The organism is Cumulibacter manganitolerans (genome assembly GCF_009602465.1).
GTDB classification, from domain to species: domain Bacteria; phylum Actinomycetota; class Actinomycetes; order Mycobacteriales; family Antricoccaceae; genus Cumulibacter; species Cumulibacter manganitolerans.
This window is the reverse complement of record NZ_WBKP01000026.1, coordinates 18,655-33,853: the sequence shown is the minus strand read 5'-3', so window position 1 is coordinate 33,853 and position 15,199 is coordinate 18,655. Positions and strand designations below refer to the sequence as shown.

Below are 15,199 nucleotides of genomic sequence, written 5' to 3'. Positions count from 1 at the left end.
CGGGGCGCCCGGTCATCTTCGTCACCCCGCCCCGCCGCCGCCCGGGGCCGGTGGTGGGCTCGGTATCGTGTCGGCCGTGACCGAGCAGCAGTACGACGAGTTCGCCGGCCCGTCGTACGCCCCGGAGGTCGGCGTCGGCCCGCACCCGCTGCCCTGGCCCGAGGATCGCCGGCTGGACCCGGAGCTGCTGCGGGACGGCGACCGGCGCAACGTCGTCGACCGCTACCGGTACTGGAGCGTCGAGGCGATCGTCGCGGATCTCGACGCCCGCCGGCACGGCTTCCACGTGGCGATCGAGAACCTGCACCACGACATGAACATCGGCACGATCGTGCGTACCGCGAACGCGTTCCTGGCCCGCGAGATCCACATCGTCGGACGCCGCCGCTGGAACCGCCGCGGCGCGATGGTCACCGACCGCTACCAGCACGTGCGCCACCACGCCGACCCCGCGGCGCTGGTCGGCTGGGCGGCGGAGCGGGGCCTGCCGCTGATCGGCATCGACAACCTGCCGGGCTCCTCGCCGATCGAGTCGGCCGCGCTGCCGGAGCGGTGCGTGCTCGTCTTCGGGCAGGAGAGCGTGGGGCTGAGCGCCCCCCTGGCGGCCGCGTGCGACGCGGTCCACTCGATCAGCCAGTACGGCTCGACGCGCTCCCTCAATGCCGGGGTCGCCGCGGGGATCGCCATGCACGCGTGGATCCGCCGGCACGCCTAGCCGTGCCCGACGGCGGCCGGTGGGTCGCGCTAGCCCACGAACAGCGTCAGCAGCATCCAGGCGACGGGTGCGCTGAACAGCAGGCTGTCCATGCGGTCCATGACGCCGCCGTGTCCGGGCAGCAGATGGCTCATGTCCTTCACCCCGATATCGCGCTTGACCATCGACTCGGCGAGGTCGCCGAGCGTGGCGATCAGCGCGATCGCGACGCCGAACAGCACGCCCTGCCACCACTGCCCGTGCAGCGCGAGGGCGAGCATGAGGCCGCCGGCGGCCGCCGCTGCGACCAGCGAGCCGCCGAAGCCCTCCCACGACTTCTTGGGTGAGATGGTCGGCGCCATGGGGTGCTTGCCGAAGAGCACGCCGGCCGCGTAGCCGCCGGTGTCGTTGCACACGACGGCGAGGGCCCATGCGACGACCCACGCGGCGCCGTCGGGGCGCGCCGCCAGCAGGATCGCGAACCCGCCGAGGAAGGGAATGTAGGTCGCGATGAAGGCGGACGTCGCGGCGGACACGACGAAGCCCTCCGTGGGCAGCGACATCCGCCAGACGGTGGCGACGAAGAAGGTCAGCAGCAACCCGATGCCGAGGCCCTCGAGGCCGTAGAACCAGGCCGCCACGCCCATGCCGGCGCCGCCGGCCATCAGCGGCAGCTCGGCGACGAAGATGTCGTCCTCGCGGACGGCGAGCGCGACCTCACGGATCGCCAGGACGACCGCGACGACCACGAGGGCGCCGAACGCGGGTCGGTACAGGAACAGCGTCAGCAGCACCACGGCGCCGATCGCGACGCCGACCCCGATGGCGGCCGGAAGATTGCGGCCGGCCTTGCCGGCCGGCGGGGTCTGCGCGGCGCCGGCGGGCGCGCTGGGCTGGGTGGGCTGCTCGGTCATGAAGGTCTCGAGGCTAGACCTCGAGCAGCTCGGCTTCCTTGCGCGCCACGACCTCGTCGACCTCGGCGACGTACTTGCCGGTCAGCGACTCGAGCTCCTTCTCGGCGCGGTCGACGTCGTCCTCGCCGGCGTCGCCGTCCTTCTTGATCTTCTCCAGCGCGTCCTTCGCGGCCCGGCGGACGTTGCGGATCGACACCTTGGCGTCCTCGCCCTTGCCGCGGGCGATCTTGCCCATCTCGCGGCGGCGCTCCTCGGTGAGCTGCGGGAACACCACCCGGATGATCTGGCCGTCGTTGCCGGGGTTGACGCCGAGGTCGGACTCCCGGATCGCCTTCTCGATCTCGACGAGCTGGCTGGCGTCGTACGGCTTGATGGTCGCCATTCGCGCCTCGGGAATGTTGATGGTCGCCATCTGGGTCAGCGGCGTCGGGGCACCGTAGTAGTCGACCTGGATGCCCTCGAACATCGAGGCGTTGGCCCGTCCGGTGCGGATGGTGGTCATGTCGTGCTTCGCGACGCCGACCGCCTTCTCCATCTTCTCCTCGGCCTCGAGCAGAGTGTCGTCAATCATCTTCTTCTCCTAGCGGTTCGCAGGCTCGTTGCTGATGGTGGTGCCGATGCGCTCTCCCGCCGCGGCCCGGCCGATGTTGCCGTCTTCGAGCATGTTGAACACCACGATCGGCATGTCGTTGTCCATGCACAGGCTAATCGCGGTCGCGTCGGCGACCGCAAGATGCTCGGTGAGCACGCGGTCGTAGGTCAGTGAGTCGTACTTGGTGGCAGTCGGGTCGATCCGCGGATCGGCGTTGTACACGCCGTCCACGCCGTTCTTGGCCATCAGCAGCACGTCGCAGCCGATCTCCAGCGCGCGCTGGGCGGCGACCGTGTCGGTCGAGAAGTACGGCATGCCGGCCCCGGCGCCGAAGATGACCACGCGACCCTTCTCCAGGTGCCGGATGGCTCGCAGCGGGATGTACGACTCGGCGACCTGGCCCATCGTGATGGCGGTCTGGACGCGGGTGTCTACGCCTTCCTTCTCCAGGAAGTCCTGCAGCGCCAGGCAGTTCAGGACGGTGCCGAGCATGCCCATGTAGTCCGCGCGGGCCCGGTCCATCCCGGCCTGGGACAGCTGGGCGCCCCGGAAGAAGTTGCCGCCGCCGTTGACGATCGCGACCTGGATGCCGGACTCGACAACCTCGCGGATCTGCCGGGCGATGTTCTTGACGACCTCGGTGTCGACGCCGACCTTGCCACCGCCGAACGTCTCACCGGAGAGCTTCAGCAGGACGCGCTTGTAACCGCTCATCTTTGGTGTCCCCTTCTGGACTGGGTGCGGGATGCCCGGGCAGAGAAAGAGGGCCGTCAGTACCGGATCACGGCAGTGACGGCCCCCTTCACTCGCTTGCTGTCCGAGCCTAGAGCTCTTCGCCGACCTCGATCCGCGCGAAGCGGGTCACGGTGACGCCGGCCGCGTCGAGAACGGCCTTGACGTTCTTCTTCGAGTCCTGCACCGACGGCTGCTCGTTGAGCGTGAAGTCCTTGAAGTAGGCGTTGACCTTGCCCTCGACGATCTTGCTGATCGCCTGCTCGGGCTTGCCCTCGCCGCGGGCGGTCTCCTCGGCCACGCGCCGCTCGTTCTCGACGATGTTCTGCGGGACCTCGTCGCGCGAGACGTACTTCGGCCGCATCGCGGCGATCTGCATGCCGGCCTGGCGGGCGGCCTCCTCGTCGTCACCGGTGTACTCGACGAGCACGGCGACCTGCGGCGGCAGGTCCGCCGAGCGGCGGTGCAGGTATGCGGTGGTCTGGCCGTCGAAGCGGACGACGCGGCGCAGCTCCAGGCGCTCGCCGATCTTCGCGGACAGCTCCTGCACGAGAGCCTCGACGGTGGTGCCGTCGATCTCGTGCGCCAGAGCGGCCTCGATGCCGTCGACCTTCGCCTCCGCGAGCGCGGTGATGATCTTGTCACCGAGCGCGATGAAGTCGGCGTTCTTGGCGACGAAGTCGGTCTCGCAGAGGAGCTCGATCGCGACGCCGTCCTTGACGGTGGCCAGGCCGTTGGACGAGGTGCGCGCGGCACGCTTGCCGACGTCCTTGGCACCCTTGATGCGCAGGAGCTCGACGGCCTTGTCGAAGTCTCCGTCGGTCTCGGCGAGCGCCTTCTTGCAGTCGAGCATGCCCGAGCCGGTGAGCTCGCGTAGCTTCTTCACGTCAGCGGCAGAAAAGTTTGCCATGGTTGTCCCATCTATCCGTGGTGACGGATGAGTAGATGTGTGCTGAGCCGGTAGCCGGAGCTACTTGGCCTCGTCGGCGGGGGTCTGCGGGGCGTCGGCGGCCTGATCGGCAGCGGCCGGCTGTGCGGTCGCCGCGGCCGGAGCCTCGGCGGCCTGGTCCTGCTTGCTGCCCTCGAGGATCTCGCGCTCCCATTCCGCCAGCGGCTCGTTGGCGCCGACCGCGTCGCGGTTCGGCTTGTCGTCGCCCTCGCCCTTGCCGGTCTGCGACGCGCGAGCCAGCAGGCCCTCGGCGCAGGCGTCGGCGATCACGCGGGTGAGCAGTGCGGCCGAGCGGATGGCGTCGTCGTTGCCGGGGATCCGGTAGTCGATCTCGTCCGGGTCGCAGTTGGTGTCCAGAATGCCCACGATCGGGATGTTCAGCTTCTTGGCCTCGCCGACCGCGATCTGCTCCTTCTTCGTGTCCACGATCCAGATCGCCGACGGGACCCGCTGCATGTCACGGATGCCGCCGAGGGTCCGCGAGAGCTTCTCGCGCTCGCGGTCGAGGACGAGCTGCTCCTTCTTGGTCATCACGGTCTCGCCGCCGGTCTCGGCGATCTGCTCGAGCTCCTTGAGCCGCTGCAGCCGCTTGTGGACCGTCGTGAAGTTGGTGAGCATGCCACCGAGCCAGCGGTGGTTGACGTACGGCATGTTGACGCGAGTCGCCTCCTTGGCGATCGCCTCCTGCGCCTGGCGCTTGGTGCCGACGAACAGGATCGTGCCGCCGTGCGCGACCGTCTCCTTGACGAACTCGTAGGCCTTGTCGATGTACGACAGGGTCTGCTGCAGGTCGATGATGTAGATGCCGTTGCGCTCGGTCAGGATGAAGCGCTTCATCTTGGGGTTCCACCGGCGGGTCTGGTGCCCGAAGTGGACGCCGCTGTCGAGCAGCTGGCGCATGGTTACGACGGCCATTGCCGTTCTCCTTCTTCCGACCGCCCGGCCAACCACGCCGATGCGGTCCTCACTGGTTGTCGGCGCCGCCGGTCGGCGACGCCCCTGGCGCCCCGACTCGACCGGTATGCACCGGACCATTGAGGAGTCGACCCGCGAGCGGGTCTGGACGCGCGAAGTCGGTCCGCCGGCAGACGCCGGACGAACCGCTGTCAACCATGGTACGGGATGCCGGGCGGCGACGTCCCGCCGGATCAGTGTGTCGCGGCCCGCACGCCGGCCTCGCGCAGCTCGGCGAGCGAGCTGTAGCCGTCGACCGCCATCAGCAGATCGGCCTCGGCGAGCACCGAGCGCAGCAGGTGCACGATGGCGTCCTCGCCGCCGACCGCCGCCGCCCACGCGTACGGCCGGCCGATGGCCACCGCGGTCGCGCCCATCGCGATGGCCTTCGCGACGTGCGTGCCGGACCGTACGCCCGAGTCGAACACCACGGGGACCTCGCCCGCGGCCGCGACGACGTCCGGCAGCAGCTGCAGCGCGGACAGTCCGCCGTTGGCCTGGCGCCCTCCGTGGTTGGAGCAGTAGACGACGTCCACACCGAGGTCGACTGCGCGGCGCACGTCCGCCGGGTCGCACAGGCCCTTGAGCATCAGCGGCAGGTCGGTCAGCTCGCGCAGCCAGGCGAGGTCCTCCCACGACAGGGACTGCCCGAAGACACGCCCGAACAGCCCGACGGCGGCCGCGGGGTCCTCCTCCGGAGCGACCGCGAGGCGCGCGCGGAACACCTCGTCGGTGAAGTAGTTGCTCAGGCAGTAGCCGCGCAGCTGCGGGAAGTTCGCCGTCGAGAGGTCGCGCGGGCGCCACCCGGTCACCCACGTGTCGGCGGTGACGACGATGCCGCGGTACCCGGCGCGTTCGGCCCGGCGGACCAGGCTCTCGGCGAGCTCCCGGTCGTTGGGCGTGTAGAGCTGGTAGAAGCCGGGGGTGTCGCCGAGCGCGGCGGCGACGTCCTCGAGCGGGTCCTGCATGAGGGTCGAGCCGATCAGCGGGACCCCGGTGCGGGCGGCGGCGCGGGCGGCGGCCAGATCACCGTGCAGGTCCTGGGTGCAGATGCCCAGCACGCCGACCGGCGCCATGAGCAACGGCGTGGGCAGCCGGACGCCCGCGAGATCGACGCCGAGGTCGCGCTTGGTCGCCGCGCGCATCATCCGCGGCATGATGCCCCAGCGGTCGAAGGCGCTCACGTTGGCGCGCTGCGTCTGCTCGTCGCCGGCGCCGCCGGCGACGTACGACAGGATCCACGGGGGAAGCGCCTCGGAGGCCTTGCGCTCGAGCGCGGCGTAGTCCATCGGGAACCGGGGCTGCTGCCCGGCGAGGCCGGCCTGGTAGATCTCCATCTGGTAGTCGCCGAATGCCATCCGTTGCTCCTTCGCTGATCACTGCCGTCGTGTCGCACAGTATCCGGTCGATCCACAGGCGGCGTGTCGTCCACAGCCGCCGCGCTGCGGGTCGCGCCCGCGACGCCGGGACGCTGTGCTGGGGGCATGAATCGGCTCGCGTTCCGGACGACGCTGCTCGCCCTGCTCGTGGCGGCCGCGCAGCTGCTGGCGGCGAACCCGTCGGCCGCCGCCGCCGGGTACCGTTGGCCGCTCGATGGGGCGCCCCCGGTGATGCGGGGGTTCGACCCGCCGCCGAAGCCTTGGCTGCCCGGTCACCGCGGCGTGGATCTCGCGGCCGCCCCCGGCGCCGCGGTCTTCGCGGCGGCCGACGGCACGGTCGCGTTCGACGGCTCGGTCGCCGGCAAGCCGGTGGTGTCGATCGACCACCCGGGCGGCGTGCGGACGACGTACGAGCCGGTCGTCGCGACCGTGCGGGCCGGGCAGGGCGTCACCCAGGGCCAGCAGATCGGCGTGCTGCAGGACGGCCATCCCGAGTGCGCGGCAGACGCGTGCCTGCATTGGGGCGCCCGGCGCGGGGAGGTGTATCTCGACCCGCTGCGCCTGCTGCGGCCGCGGCAGGTGCGGCTGCTGCCGCTGTAGCGGCCGCCCAGCAGCCTGCGAGGCCGCCGCGAGACGACGGTCGGCGGACGCCGCCGCGGCGGCGGTCGGCGCACCCCGCCGCGGGGCCGCGCCCGGCGATCACGTACCCTCTTCGGGACAACCATCACGACCGGTCGAGGGACAGGCCCGAAGACGCCGGGGCAACCACCTGAGCAGCGCGAGCTGCACGGGACGGTGCCAAGTCCTGCGGTGGCCGCGAGGCCGACCGGCAGATGGGGTTGCGTCAGCCGTCGCGCTGCCGTGATTGCACCTGGTCGATCCGCATGGCGTCGTGCCCTTCGACCACGAGGTGCCACACCATGAGCGAGTTCTCCCGAATCACCGACGCCGTTCGCGCCGGCCTCGAGAGCGATACCCAGCACGGGGCGGTCGTGCCCCCGCTGCACCTGTCCAGCAACTTCACCTTCGCCGGGTTCGGGGAGCCGCGAAAGTACGACTACACGCGCAGCGGCAACCCGACCCGCGACCAGCTCGGTTGCGCGATCAGCGATCTCGAGGGCGGCGCCGGCGGCATCGTCACCGCGACCGGGATGGGCGCCATCACCGTCGTGCTGCACGCGCTGCTGTCCCCCGGCCAGCGCCTGATCGCGCCGCACGACTGCTACGGGGGGACGTGGCGACTGCTGGACTCCCTGGCCAGGAAGGGCTCGTTCACAGTCGACCTGGTCGACTTCACCGACCCGGCCGCGCTCGACGCGGCGCTGGCGGCCGAGCCGGCCCCAGCCGTCGTGTGGATCGAGTCGCCGTCCAACCCGCTGCTGCGGATCACCGACATCGAGGACGTCGCGCGGCGCGGGCACGCCGTCGGCGCGACCGTCGTCGCGGACAACACGTTCCTGTCCCCGCTGCTGCAGCAGCCGCTCGCGCTCGGCTGTGATGTCGTGGTGCACTCGACGACGAAGTACCTCAACGGGCACAGCGACGTCGTCGGGGGTGCCGTCATCAGCGCCACCCCGGAGCTGCACGAGCAGATGGCGTTCTGGTCGAACACGATCGGCATCACCGGCAGCCCGTTCGACGCCTACCTCACGCTGCGCGGCCTGCGGACGCTCGCGCCGCGGCTGCGGGCACACCAGGAGGCCGCCGAGGCGGTGGTCGCGGCCCTGGTCGCGCACCCAGCCGTGGCACGCGTCAACTACCCGGGCCTGCCGAACCACCCGGGGCACGCCACCGCGGCCCGGCAGCAGAGCGGCTTCGGGGCGATGCTGTCCTTCGAGGTGCGTGGCGGTACGCCGGCCGTGCGCGCGCTGCTGGAGCGGCTGCGGCTGTTCAGCCTGGCCGAGTCGCTCGGCGGCGTCGAGTCGCTGGTGGCCCATCCGGCGACCATGACGCACGCGTCGATGTCGGCCGAGGCGCGCACGGTCGCAGGGATCGGCGACGGGCTGCTGCGGCTGTCGATCGGCATCGAGGACCCGCGCGACCTGGTCGCCGACCTCACCGCCGCCCTGGACGCGGCCGGCGCGGCCGGCTGAGCTCAGGCCCGCGGGTGCGCCTGGTCGAACGCCGCGCGCAGCCGCTCGACCGAGACGTGCGTGTAGATCTGCGTCGTCGCCAGCGACGCGTGACCGAGCAGCTCCTGCACCGAGCGCAGGTCGGCGCCGCCCTCCAGCAGGTGGGTGGCGGCGCTGTGCCGCAGCCCGTGCGGGCCGACGTCCGGGGCGCCCTCCACCGCGCCGGCGGCCCGATGCACCACGCGCCGCACCTCACGCTGGTCGATCCGCCCGCCGCGAACGCCCAGGAACACCGCGCTGCCGGTCCGCGGACCGACCAGGTCGGGTCGCCCGGAGCGCAGGTAGGCCTCGAGGGCGCGGCGTGCCGGTACGCCGATCGGCACGCTGCGCTCCTTGTCGCCCTTGCCGAGCACGCGCAGCAACCCGCGCGCGTCGTCGAGGCCGTCGAGGTCGAGACCGACCAGCTCGCTGACCCGGATGCCGCCGGCGTACAGCAGCTCGAGCATCGCGCGGTCGCGCAGGGCGAGCGGATCGTCGCCGTCCACCGACCCGACCAGGCCGGCCGCCTGCTGCTGGCTGAGGACCTCCGGCAGCGCGCGGTGCGCCGACGGTGAGGCGAGCTGCGGTCCGGGGTCGGCCTCCAGCAGGCCCTGCGCGGCGGCGTACGCCGTGAACGAGCGGGCACTCGCCGCGCGGCGTGCGAGCGTGCTGCGGGCCGCGCCCATCGTCCGCGACTTCGCGAGCCACGACCGCAGCACTGCGAGGTCGAGTTCGGCGACCGACTCCCCCGACATGCGGCGCAGGTGCTCGAGCAGGCTGCGCACGTCGGATACGTACGCCTTCACCGTGTGCGCGGACACCGAGCGTTCGAGGGTGAGCGCGCGCCGGTAGGCATCGAGGACGTCGGCCATCGCGTCGGGCAGATCGGTGTCGCTCACCCCCCTACGGTGACGGACCGGCCGCGGGGCGTTCAACCCGACCCGCCGGGCGCGGCAGGAACGTTATCCGGGGGCTCGCCGCCACCGCCCGTCGAGCTGCTGCACGTACCCCATCAGCTCGAGGACGGTGAGCCCGCGGAGCACCTCGGGGGCGGCGAGCGCCGAGGTCCGGGCGATCGCCTCGGCCGGTGCCGGCCGCCTGGCCGGGACCGCGTCGAGCAGCGCACCGAGGCCCTGGTCGAGCTCGTCGCCGGGCCGGTCGGCCCCGCGCTCGTCAGGTGCGAGGTCGATGCCGGGCAGCGCGATCGCCTCGAGCACGTGCGCGGTGCTGCCGACCGGGACGGCGCCTTCGTCGCGCAGCATCTGCAGGCAGCCGGCCGACGTCGCGGACGTGACGGGACCGGGCACCGTCATCACCACCCGCCCGAGGTCGCGGGCTCGTCCGGCCGTGGACCGTGCGCCGCTGCGCAGGGCCGCCTCGACGACCACCGTGCCGAGGCCGAACGCCGCGATCAGCCGGTTGCGCACCAGGAACCGGTTGCGCATCGCCGCCGCGCCCGGCGGCCACTCGCTCACCAGCGCGCCGTGCTGGGCGATCTGCGCGAGCAGCAGGTCGTTGGAGCGCGGGTAGAAGCGATCGATGCCGCAGCCGAGCACGGCCACCGTGCCGCCGCCCCCGCCCAGCGCGGATCGGTGCGCCGCGCCGTCGATGCCGTTGGCGCCGCCGCTCACGACGGTCACCTGCCGCTCGGCGAGACCGAGCGCGAGGTCGCCCGCGACGTACTCGCCGTAGCCGGTGGCCGCCCGGGCCCCGACGATCGCCACGGCCCGCGCCAGGCCGCGGGCCAGCGACATCGGTCCGCGCACCCACAGCGCGATCGGCGGCACGCATTGCTGCGCGCCGGCGCTGGCCGCGGCTCCCATGAGGTCGGTGATGTCCCGCGGCCACTCGTCGTCGTCCGGGGTGAGCAGCCGGGCGCCGCACCGCGCGGCGGCCTCGAGGTCGTGGAGGCTGCGGTCCTCCGACCAGCGCTCGCCGGCAGCATTCTGCAGCCTCCGGGGCCCGTCGCCGGCGTGCAGCTGTTCGGCGACCTCGACGGCGCCGAGCGACCCGACGTACGCCCACAGGTCGCGGTTGCCCGGCTCGACGGTGCGGCTGAGCCAGGCGAGCGCAGCGGCCGGCGAGCCGTCCCCGACGCGGGTCATGCCGCCGCTCCGAACGCTCTGCGCCGGAAGGCCAGCGCCTCGGCGACGTCGTCGAAGCCGGGTTCGTCGTGACCGGCCAGGTCGGCGATCGTCCACGCGACGCGCAGCACCCTGTCGTAGCCACGGCCGGTGAGCCGCCCCGCGTCGTACGCGCGCGCCAGCAGGTCGCGGCTGGCCCCGCCGGGCTGCCAGCGAGCGCGCAGCTGCCGGGCGGGCACCTCGCTGTTGAGCCGGCCGGGAGACCACCGGGCGATCGCCCGCTGCCGGGCCAGGAGCACCCGCCGGGCCACGACGGCACTCGCCTCCTCGACGACCGTGTGGTCGAGCAGCGCACCGCGCTGCGGCGGCAGCAGGTCCACGACGAGATCGACGCGATCGAGCAGCGGACCGGACAGCCGCGCCTGGTAGCGCCGCCGCACGACGCTGGTGCAGACGCAGCTGCCCGGTCCGGCCGCCTCGGCGCATGGGCACGGATTGGCGGCGAGGATCAGCTGGAACCGCGCGGGGAACGTGAACGCCCCGCTGGCCCGGTGGATGGTTACCGACCCGGTCTCCAGCGGCTGCCGGAGCTGGTCGAGCACCCGGGCGTCGAACTCGGGCGCCTCGTCGAGGAACAGCACGCCGCGATGGGCGCGGCTGACCGCTCCGGGGCGCACGACCGGCGTACCGCCGCCGACCAGCGACACCGCGGTGGCGTTGTGGTGCGGGTCCTCGAAGGGCGGCCAGTCGTGCAGCGGGTGCTCGGGGTCGATCATCCCGCTCACCGACCGGATCGAGGTCACCGTAAGCGCGTCCTCGTCGCTGAGGCGGGGCAGGATCGAGGGCATCCGTCTGGCGAGCATCGTCTTGCCGGCGCCCGGCAGGCCGCAGAACATCAGGTGGTGCCCGCCCGCGGCGGCGATCTCCAGGGCGCGCTTGCCCAGTGGCTGCCCGCGCACCTCCGCAAGGTCGGGGAGCTCGCGCGGCCGGCCCGGCGGCGCCGGTCGCACGCGTTCGACCTCGTGATCGTGGCCGCCGAGCATCCGGTAGACGTCGGCCAACGTGGGTGAGCACCAGACCTCCAGGTCGCGGGCGGCTCCGAGCGGGATGGACGCCTCTGCGCGATTGCCGAGCGGCAGGATCACCCGCCGGGCGCCGGAGGACGCGGCGGCCAGCAGCACCGGCAACGCACCGCGCACCGGATGCAGCCGGCCGTCGAGCCCGAGCTCGCCGAAGAACACGGTGTCGGCGATTCGTTCGGTATCGACCAGCCCGTCCAAGACCAGCATCGAGACCGCGAACGCCAGGTCGAATCCGCTGCCCTGCTTGCGCACGTTCGCCGGTGACAGGTTGAAGGTCACCTTCCGGGCCTTCCATTCGTACCGGCAGCTCGCCAGGGCCGAGCGCATCCGGGTGAAGGACTCGCGGACCGCGGCATCGGGCAGCCCGAGGATCCGCGACTCCGACGGGGCGCCCGCGCCCGCCGTGCATTCCACGCCGACCGGGATACCGGTGACGCCCTCGACGGTCACCGCCCGCACCGACGCCACCCGCTGCCGGCCCCCGGCGTCGGGGGCGTGCGGCTCGCTCATCCGAACGCCCCGCGCACGTGCTGGCACACCGGCCGGTAGCCGCGCCGCGCGATGACCGACACGACGTCGTACCGCACGTCGCTGACGCCGACCGGGTGCTGCCGTCGGAAGATCGACGCCAGTCGATAGATACGGTTGATCTTGCTGGGCGTGAGCGCCTCGATCGGCTCACCGAAGTACGTCGACGAGCGGGTCTTCACCTCGCAGACGACCAGGGTGGCGCCGTCGATGGCCACGATGTCCAGCTCACCGTCCGGGCAGCGCCAGTTGCGCGCCACGATCCGCATCCCGGACCGTTCCAGCTCGGCCGCGGCCAGGTCTTCACCGAGCCTGCCGAGGTCGTCCTTGAGCGCCATGCCGCCTCCCTCTCGCGTGGTGTCGCGATCGAGAGTGACCCGCCGGGCCGGCCCATGGGGGCTTGGTGGGCGACCTGTGGACGACGCCCGAGCGGTGTGCACAACGCCGGCGGTGGCGCCCCTACGGGTCGGGCCGGTGTGCTACCCGCGCGTGCGATGGGGCTCGTGCCCAGCCGTCGGGATACGCACCGGCTCGGGCTCGCGCACAGAGGTCGGGGGTGTGTACATCGCGCGGGCCGGTCGGTCCACTCGATGTACAGAAGTCCGCGCGCTGTGCTCGAGCCCGCTGGCCGTGCAGAAGTCCGCGCGCTGTGCCGGGGTGCAGCGGGGCGCGGAGGCTAGGGGACCTCGAGGTCGGGCTTGTCGAGCTCCTCGACGTTGACGTCCTTGAAGGTGACCACGCGGACGTTCTTGACGAACCGCGCGGGGCGGTGGATGTCCCACACCCAGGCGTCCTGCAGCTGCAGCTCGAAGTACACCTCGCCGCCGGCGTTGCGGACCTGCAGGTCGACGGAGTTGGCGAGGTAGAACCGGCGCTCGGTCTCGACGACGTAGCTGAACTGCCGGGCGATGTCCTTGTACTCGCGGTAGAGCTGTAGCTCGAGCTCGGTCTCGTACCGCTCGAGATCCTCGGCGCTCATCCGGTCTCCTCCCCCATCATCTGCGAGTTAACCACACGGTGACGGCGCACGTTCGCGTAGCGCAGGCGGTGCTGTGGCGACGGTCCGTGTGCCGCGAGCGCGGCCTCGTGCTGGCTGGTTCCGTAGCCCTTGTGGACGTCGAAGCCGTACTGCGGGTAGGCCAGCGCGAGCTCGCGCATCCGGCGGTCGCGGGTCACCTTCGCCAGGATGCTGGCGGCGGCGATGGACGACGACACGCGATCGCCCTTCCACACCGCGAGGGTCGGGCCGCCGATGCCGTCCACCGGGAATCCGTCGGTGAGCGTGTACGCCGGCGTGACGCCGAGCCCGCGGACGGCTCGGCGCATCGCCTGCAGGTTGGCCACGTGCAGTCCGATCCGATCGATGACGTCGGCCTCGATGCTGACCACCTGCCAGGCGACGGCGCGCCGCACGATCTCCTCGTACAGCCGCTCGCGCACGGCCTCGGTGAGCAGCTTGGAGTCCGCGAGCCCGTCGATCTCGCCCCGCCGGCCGGCGGGCAGCACGCACGCGGCAGCGGTCAGCGGGCCCGCGCAGGCGCCGCGGCCCGCCTCGTCGGCGCCGGCGACCACGGTGAATCCCGCGCGGGCCAGGACGGTCTCCATCGGCACGAAGCTCTCCGCACCGGCGCGCAGCACGTACCGCGGTGCCAGGACGTCGGCTACGGCGTACACGGCTCATCCTCCCGGCGGCGCCGGCGGAGCGCCTGCACGCCGCTCATCGGCGCCACGAACAGCAGCGCGAGCACCGGCGGCTCGGCGAGCAGGCCGGCGGGGCCGGCGTGCGGGAGCGCCTGGGCCTGCGGGTTGTCCTCGCCCAGCCACCGGAAGCGGTCGAAGGGATACAGGATCACGAACGCGCGCCCGACCACCGAGTCGACCGGCACGGTGCCCTGGTACTGGTCGTCGATGTGCGCGCGCGAGTCGGCCGACCCGTTGCGGTGGTCGCCCATCACGAACAGCCGGTCCTTGGGCACCTTGATGGGACCGAAGTCGCGCAGCGCGTAGGCGGCGTTCGGCGGCTGTCCGTCGAGGTAGATGTAGGGCTCGTCCAGCGGCTTGCCGTCGACCAGGACGCGACCCTGCGCGTCGCAGCACGACACGGTCTGTCCCTCCGTCGCGATCACCCGCTTGACGAGGTCCTTCGCGGCCGGTGGCGCGGCGCCGACCAGCCGCTTGAGCCACAGCCAGGACTGCCCGAGCACGTCGTCGGGCTCCGTGACGTGCACCTCCGGCTCCCAGCTGGACGGTGCCTCGAACACGACGATGTCACCGGGCTCGGGGTCGCTGAACCAGTAGCTCATCCGGTTGACCAGGATGCGGTCCCCGGTGCAGCCGGGGCAGCCGTGCAGGGTCTGCTCCATGGATCCGGAGGGGATCCAGAACGCCTGGACGACGAAGGACTTCAGCAGCACCGCGATGACGAACGCGATCGCCAGCATGATCGGGAGCTCCTTGAGCCACTGGCCGAAGCCGCCACGGGCGGCCTTGCGCCTGCGTCCCCGGCGCCCGCCGTCCGCCTCGGCGTCTCCCTGCGGTGCGGCGCCGTCCTCGGTCCGCTCGGCCTCCGGGGGCTCCGCCGTCCGGTGCGCTCCGGCGTCCTCGATCCGCGGCTGGGGGTCCACGAACTCCGCGTCGTCGCGCTCGGGACGGTCATTCGTGCTCATTCCGACAAGCGTAGGCGACCGCGGGCGAACCGCTGGTGAGGCACCCCGGCGACCCCCCGGAGAACGAGAAAGGCGCGGTCCGGCGGGTTGCCGGACCGCGCCTTCGGGCGCGTGCGCTACTTGAAGCGACGCTCCTTGATCTTGGCGGCCTTGCCGCGCAGGTTGCGCAGGTAGTACAGCTTGGCGCGACGGACGTCACCGCGGGTCATGACCTCGATGGCCTCGATGACCGGCGTGTGCACCGGGAAGGTGCGCTCGACGCCGACGCCCGAGGAGATCTTGCGGACGGTGAACGTCTCGCGGGCACCGGCGCCGTGGCGGCGGATGACGACGCCCTGGAAGTCCTGGATGCGCGAGCGGGTGCCCTCGATGACCTTGACCCGCACCTTCAGGGTGTCGCCGGGGCGGAACTCGGGGATGTCGTCGCGCAGCAGCTCGCGGTCGAGTTCGTCGAGGACGTTCATGTCGTGTCGCTTCCTTCGTCTTGCCTACATGTCAGGCCCGCGCGGTGGAG

At 72.2% G+C, this 15,199-nt stretch carries 17 protein-coding genes and 1 riboswitch; of the genes, 3 read left to right on the top strand and 14 right to left on the bottom strand.

Annotation, left to right across the window (positions count from 1 at the left end; genetic code table 11):
• The first annotated feature begins 76 nt into the window (after positions 1-76).
• Positions 77-715, top strand: a complete 639-nt coding sequence (locus F8A92_RS10880) for a TrmH family RNA methyltransferase (RefSeq protein WP_228389374.1) — start codon at positions 77-79, stop codon at positions 713-715.
• Positions 716-744: 29 nt separating this feature from the next.
• Here the strand turns inward: F8A92_RS10880 and F8A92_RS10875 are convergent, their stop codons facing one another.
• The 6 genes from F8A92_RS10875 to F8A92_RS10850 form a co-directional block, all read right to left on the bottom strand.
• Positions 745-1,608, bottom strand: a complete 864-nt coding sequence (locus F8A92_RS10875; RefSeq protein WP_153505180.1) for a phosphatidate cytidylyltransferase — start codon at positions 1,606-1,608, stop codon at positions 745-747.
• Between the two features lie 13 nt (positions 1,609-1,621).
• Positions 1,622-2,179, bottom strand: coding sequence for a ribosome recycling factor (gene frr, locus F8A92_RS10870; RefSeq protein WP_153505179.1), 558 nt, complete (start codon positions 2,177-2,179; stop codon positions 1,622-1,624).
• 9 nt (positions 2,180-2,188) lie between these two features.
• Entirely contained in the window at positions 2,189-2,914 is a 726-nt protein-coding gene (pyrH, locus tag F8A92_RS10865; RefSeq protein ID WP_153505178.1) for a UMP kinase, read from the bottom strand.
• Positions 2,915-3,023: 109 nt separating this feature from the next.
• A complete protein-coding gene (gene tsf, locus F8A92_RS10860; RefSeq protein WP_153505177.1) occupies positions 3,024-3,842 on the bottom strand; it encodes a translation elongation factor Ts in 819 nt (272 codons plus the stop codon).
• 60 nt (positions 3,843-3,902) lie between these two features.
• Positions 3,903-4,796 carry a 30S ribosomal protein S2 gene (gene rpsB, locus F8A92_RS10855; protein ID WP_153505176.1) on the bottom strand — a complete coding sequence of 298 codons (894 nt, stop codon included), beginning with the start codon at positions 4,794-4,796 and terminating at the stop codon, positions 3,903-3,905.
• Positions 4,797-5,029: 233 nt separating this feature from the next.
• On the bottom strand, positions 5,030-6,193 hold the full coding sequence (locus tag F8A92_RS10850; RefSeq protein ID WP_153505175.1) for an alpha-hydroxy-acid oxidizing protein: 1,164 nt from the start codon (positions 6,191-6,193) through the stop codon (positions 5,030-5,032).
• Between the two features lie 126 nt (positions 6,194-6,319).
• Here F8A92_RS10850 and F8A92_RS10845 point away from each other — a divergent pair, with 126 nt between their 5' ends.
• Positions 6,320-6,814: a M23 family metallopeptidase gene (locus F8A92_RS10845; protein ID WP_153505174.1), complete on the top strand. Its 495-nt coding sequence runs from the start codon at positions 6,320-6,322 to the stop codon at positions 6,812-6,814.
• Between the two features lie 118 nt (positions 6,815-6,932).
• A riboswitch (SAM riboswitch) is annotated at positions 6,933-7,054 on the top strand.
• Between the two features lie 80 nt (positions 7,055-7,134).
• Positions 7,135-8,307 carry a cystathionine gamma-synthase gene (gene metB / locus F8A92_RS10840; RefSeq protein ID WP_153505173.1) on the top strand — a complete coding sequence of 391 codons (1,173 nt, stop codon included), beginning with the start codon at positions 7,135-7,137 and terminating at the stop codon, positions 8,305-8,307.
• 2 nt (positions 8,308-8,309) lie between these two features.
• On the opposite strand, the gene F8A92_RS10835 is transcribed toward metB, so the two are convergent.
• From F8A92_RS10835 to rplS, 8 genes are all read right to left on the bottom strand, one after another.
• Complete coding sequence (locus tag F8A92_RS10835; RefSeq protein ID WP_323368432.1) at positions 8,310-9,224, bottom strand: tyrosine recombinase XerC; 915 nt, start codon at positions 9,222-9,224, stop codon at positions 8,310-8,312.
• Between the two features lie 63 nt (positions 9,225-9,287).
• A complete protein-coding gene (gene dprA, locus F8A92_RS10830) occupies positions 9,288-10,430 on the bottom strand; it encodes a DNA-processing protein DprA (protein ID WP_153505172.1) in 1,143 nt (380 codons plus the stop codon).
• The gene (locus F8A92_RS10825) at positions 10,427-12,001 is read right to left on the bottom strand and encodes a YifB family Mg chelatase-like AAA ATPase (RefSeq protein ID WP_153505171.1); all 1,575 of its coding nucleotides are present in this window, start codon (positions 11,999-12,001) and stop codon (positions 10,427-10,429) included. Before F8A92_RS10825 ends, dprA begins: the two co-directional genes overlap by 4 nt.
• A complete protein-coding gene (locus tag F8A92_RS10820) occupies positions 11,998-12,357 on the bottom strand; it encodes a YraN family protein (RefSeq protein ID WP_153505170.1) in 360 nt (119 codons plus the stop codon). The genes F8A92_RS10825 and F8A92_RS10820 overlap by 4 nt, the downstream gene beginning before the upstream one ends.
• A gap of 338 nt (positions 12,358-12,695) precedes the next feature.
• Complete coding sequence (locus tag F8A92_RS10815) at positions 12,696-12,998, bottom strand: DUF2469 domain-containing protein (protein WP_106850682.1); 303 nt, start codon at positions 12,996-12,998, stop codon at positions 12,696-12,698.
• Positions 12,995-13,693 carry a ribonuclease HII gene (locus F8A92_RS10810; RefSeq protein ID WP_228389373.1) on the bottom strand — a complete coding sequence of 233 codons (699 nt, stop codon included), beginning with the start codon at positions 13,691-13,693 and terminating at the stop codon, positions 12,995-12,997. The genes F8A92_RS10815 and F8A92_RS10810 overlap by 4 nt, the downstream gene beginning before the upstream one ends.
• Positions 13,681-14,685 carry a signal peptidase I gene (gene lepB, locus F8A92_RS10805; RefSeq protein WP_228389372.1) on the bottom strand — a complete coding sequence of 335 codons (1,005 nt, stop codon included), beginning with the start codon at positions 14,683-14,685 and terminating at the stop codon, positions 13,681-13,683. Before lepB ends, F8A92_RS10810 begins: the two co-directional genes overlap by 13 nt.
• 116 nt (positions 14,686-14,801) lie before the next feature.
• Complete coding sequence (rplS, locus tag F8A92_RS10800) at positions 14,802-15,149, bottom strand: 50S ribosomal protein L19 (RefSeq protein ID WP_153505169.1); 348 nt, start codon at positions 15,147-15,149, stop codon at positions 14,802-14,804.
• Between the last annotated feature and the right edge of the window lie 50 nt (positions 15,150-15,199).

Excerpts from the sequence above, each read along its gene's own strand:
- F8A92_RS10875 (WP_153505180.1), bottom strand. The coding sequence starts at position 1,608 with ATGACCGAGCAGCCCACCCAGCCCAGCGCGCCCGCCGGCGCCGCGCAG.
- F8A92_RS10845 (WP_153505174.1), top strand. The coding sequence starts at position 6,320 with ATGAATCGGCTCGCGTTCCGGACGACGCTGCTCGCCCTGCTCGTGGCG.
- metB (WP_153505173.1), top strand. The coding sequence starts at position 7,135 with ATGAGCGAGTTCTCCCGAATCACCGACGCCGTTCGCGCCGGCCTCGAG.
- F8A92_RS10825 (WP_153505171.1), bottom strand. The coding sequence starts at position 12,001 with ATGAGCGAGCCGCACGCCCCCGACGCCGGGGGCCGGCAGCGGGTGGCG.
- F8A92_RS10820 (WP_153505170.1), bottom strand. The coding sequence starts at position 12,357 with ATGGCGCTCAAGGACGACCTCGGCAGGCTCGGTGAAGACCTGGCCGCG.
- pyrH (WP_153505178.1), bottom strand. The coding sequence starts at position 2,914 with ATGAGCGGTTACAAGCGCGTCCTGCTGAAGCTCTCCGGTGAGACGTTC.
- tsf (WP_153505177.1), bottom strand. The coding sequence starts at position 3,842 with ATGGCAAACTTTTCTGCCGCTGACGTGAAGAAGCTACGCGAGCTCACC.
- rpsB (WP_153505176.1), bottom strand. The coding sequence starts at position 4,796 with ATGGCCGTCGTAACCATGCGCCAGCTGCTCGACAGCGGCGTCCACTTC.
- dprA (WP_153505172.1), bottom strand. The coding sequence starts at position 10,430 with ATGACCCGCGTCGGGGACGGCTCGCCGGCCGCTGCGCTCGCCTGGCTC.
- rplS (WP_153505169.1), bottom strand. The coding sequence starts at position 15,149 with ATGAACGTCCTCGACGAACTCGACCGCGAGCTGCTGCGCGACGACATC.
- lepB (WP_228389372.1), bottom strand. The coding sequence starts at position 14,685 with ATGAGCACGAATGACCGTCCCGAGCGCGACGACGCGGAGTTCGTGGAC.
- F8A92_RS10815 (WP_106850682.1), bottom strand. The coding sequence starts at position 12,998 with ATGAGCGCCGAGGATCTCGAGCGGTACGAGACCGAGCTCGAGCTACAG.
- frr (WP_153505179.1), bottom strand. The coding sequence starts at position 2,179 with ATGATTGACGACACTCTGCTCGAGGCCGAGGAGAAGATGGAGAAGGCG.
- F8A92_RS10850 (WP_153505175.1), bottom strand. The coding sequence starts at position 6,193 with ATGGCATTCGGCGACTACCAGATGGAGATCTACCAGGCCGGCCTCGCC.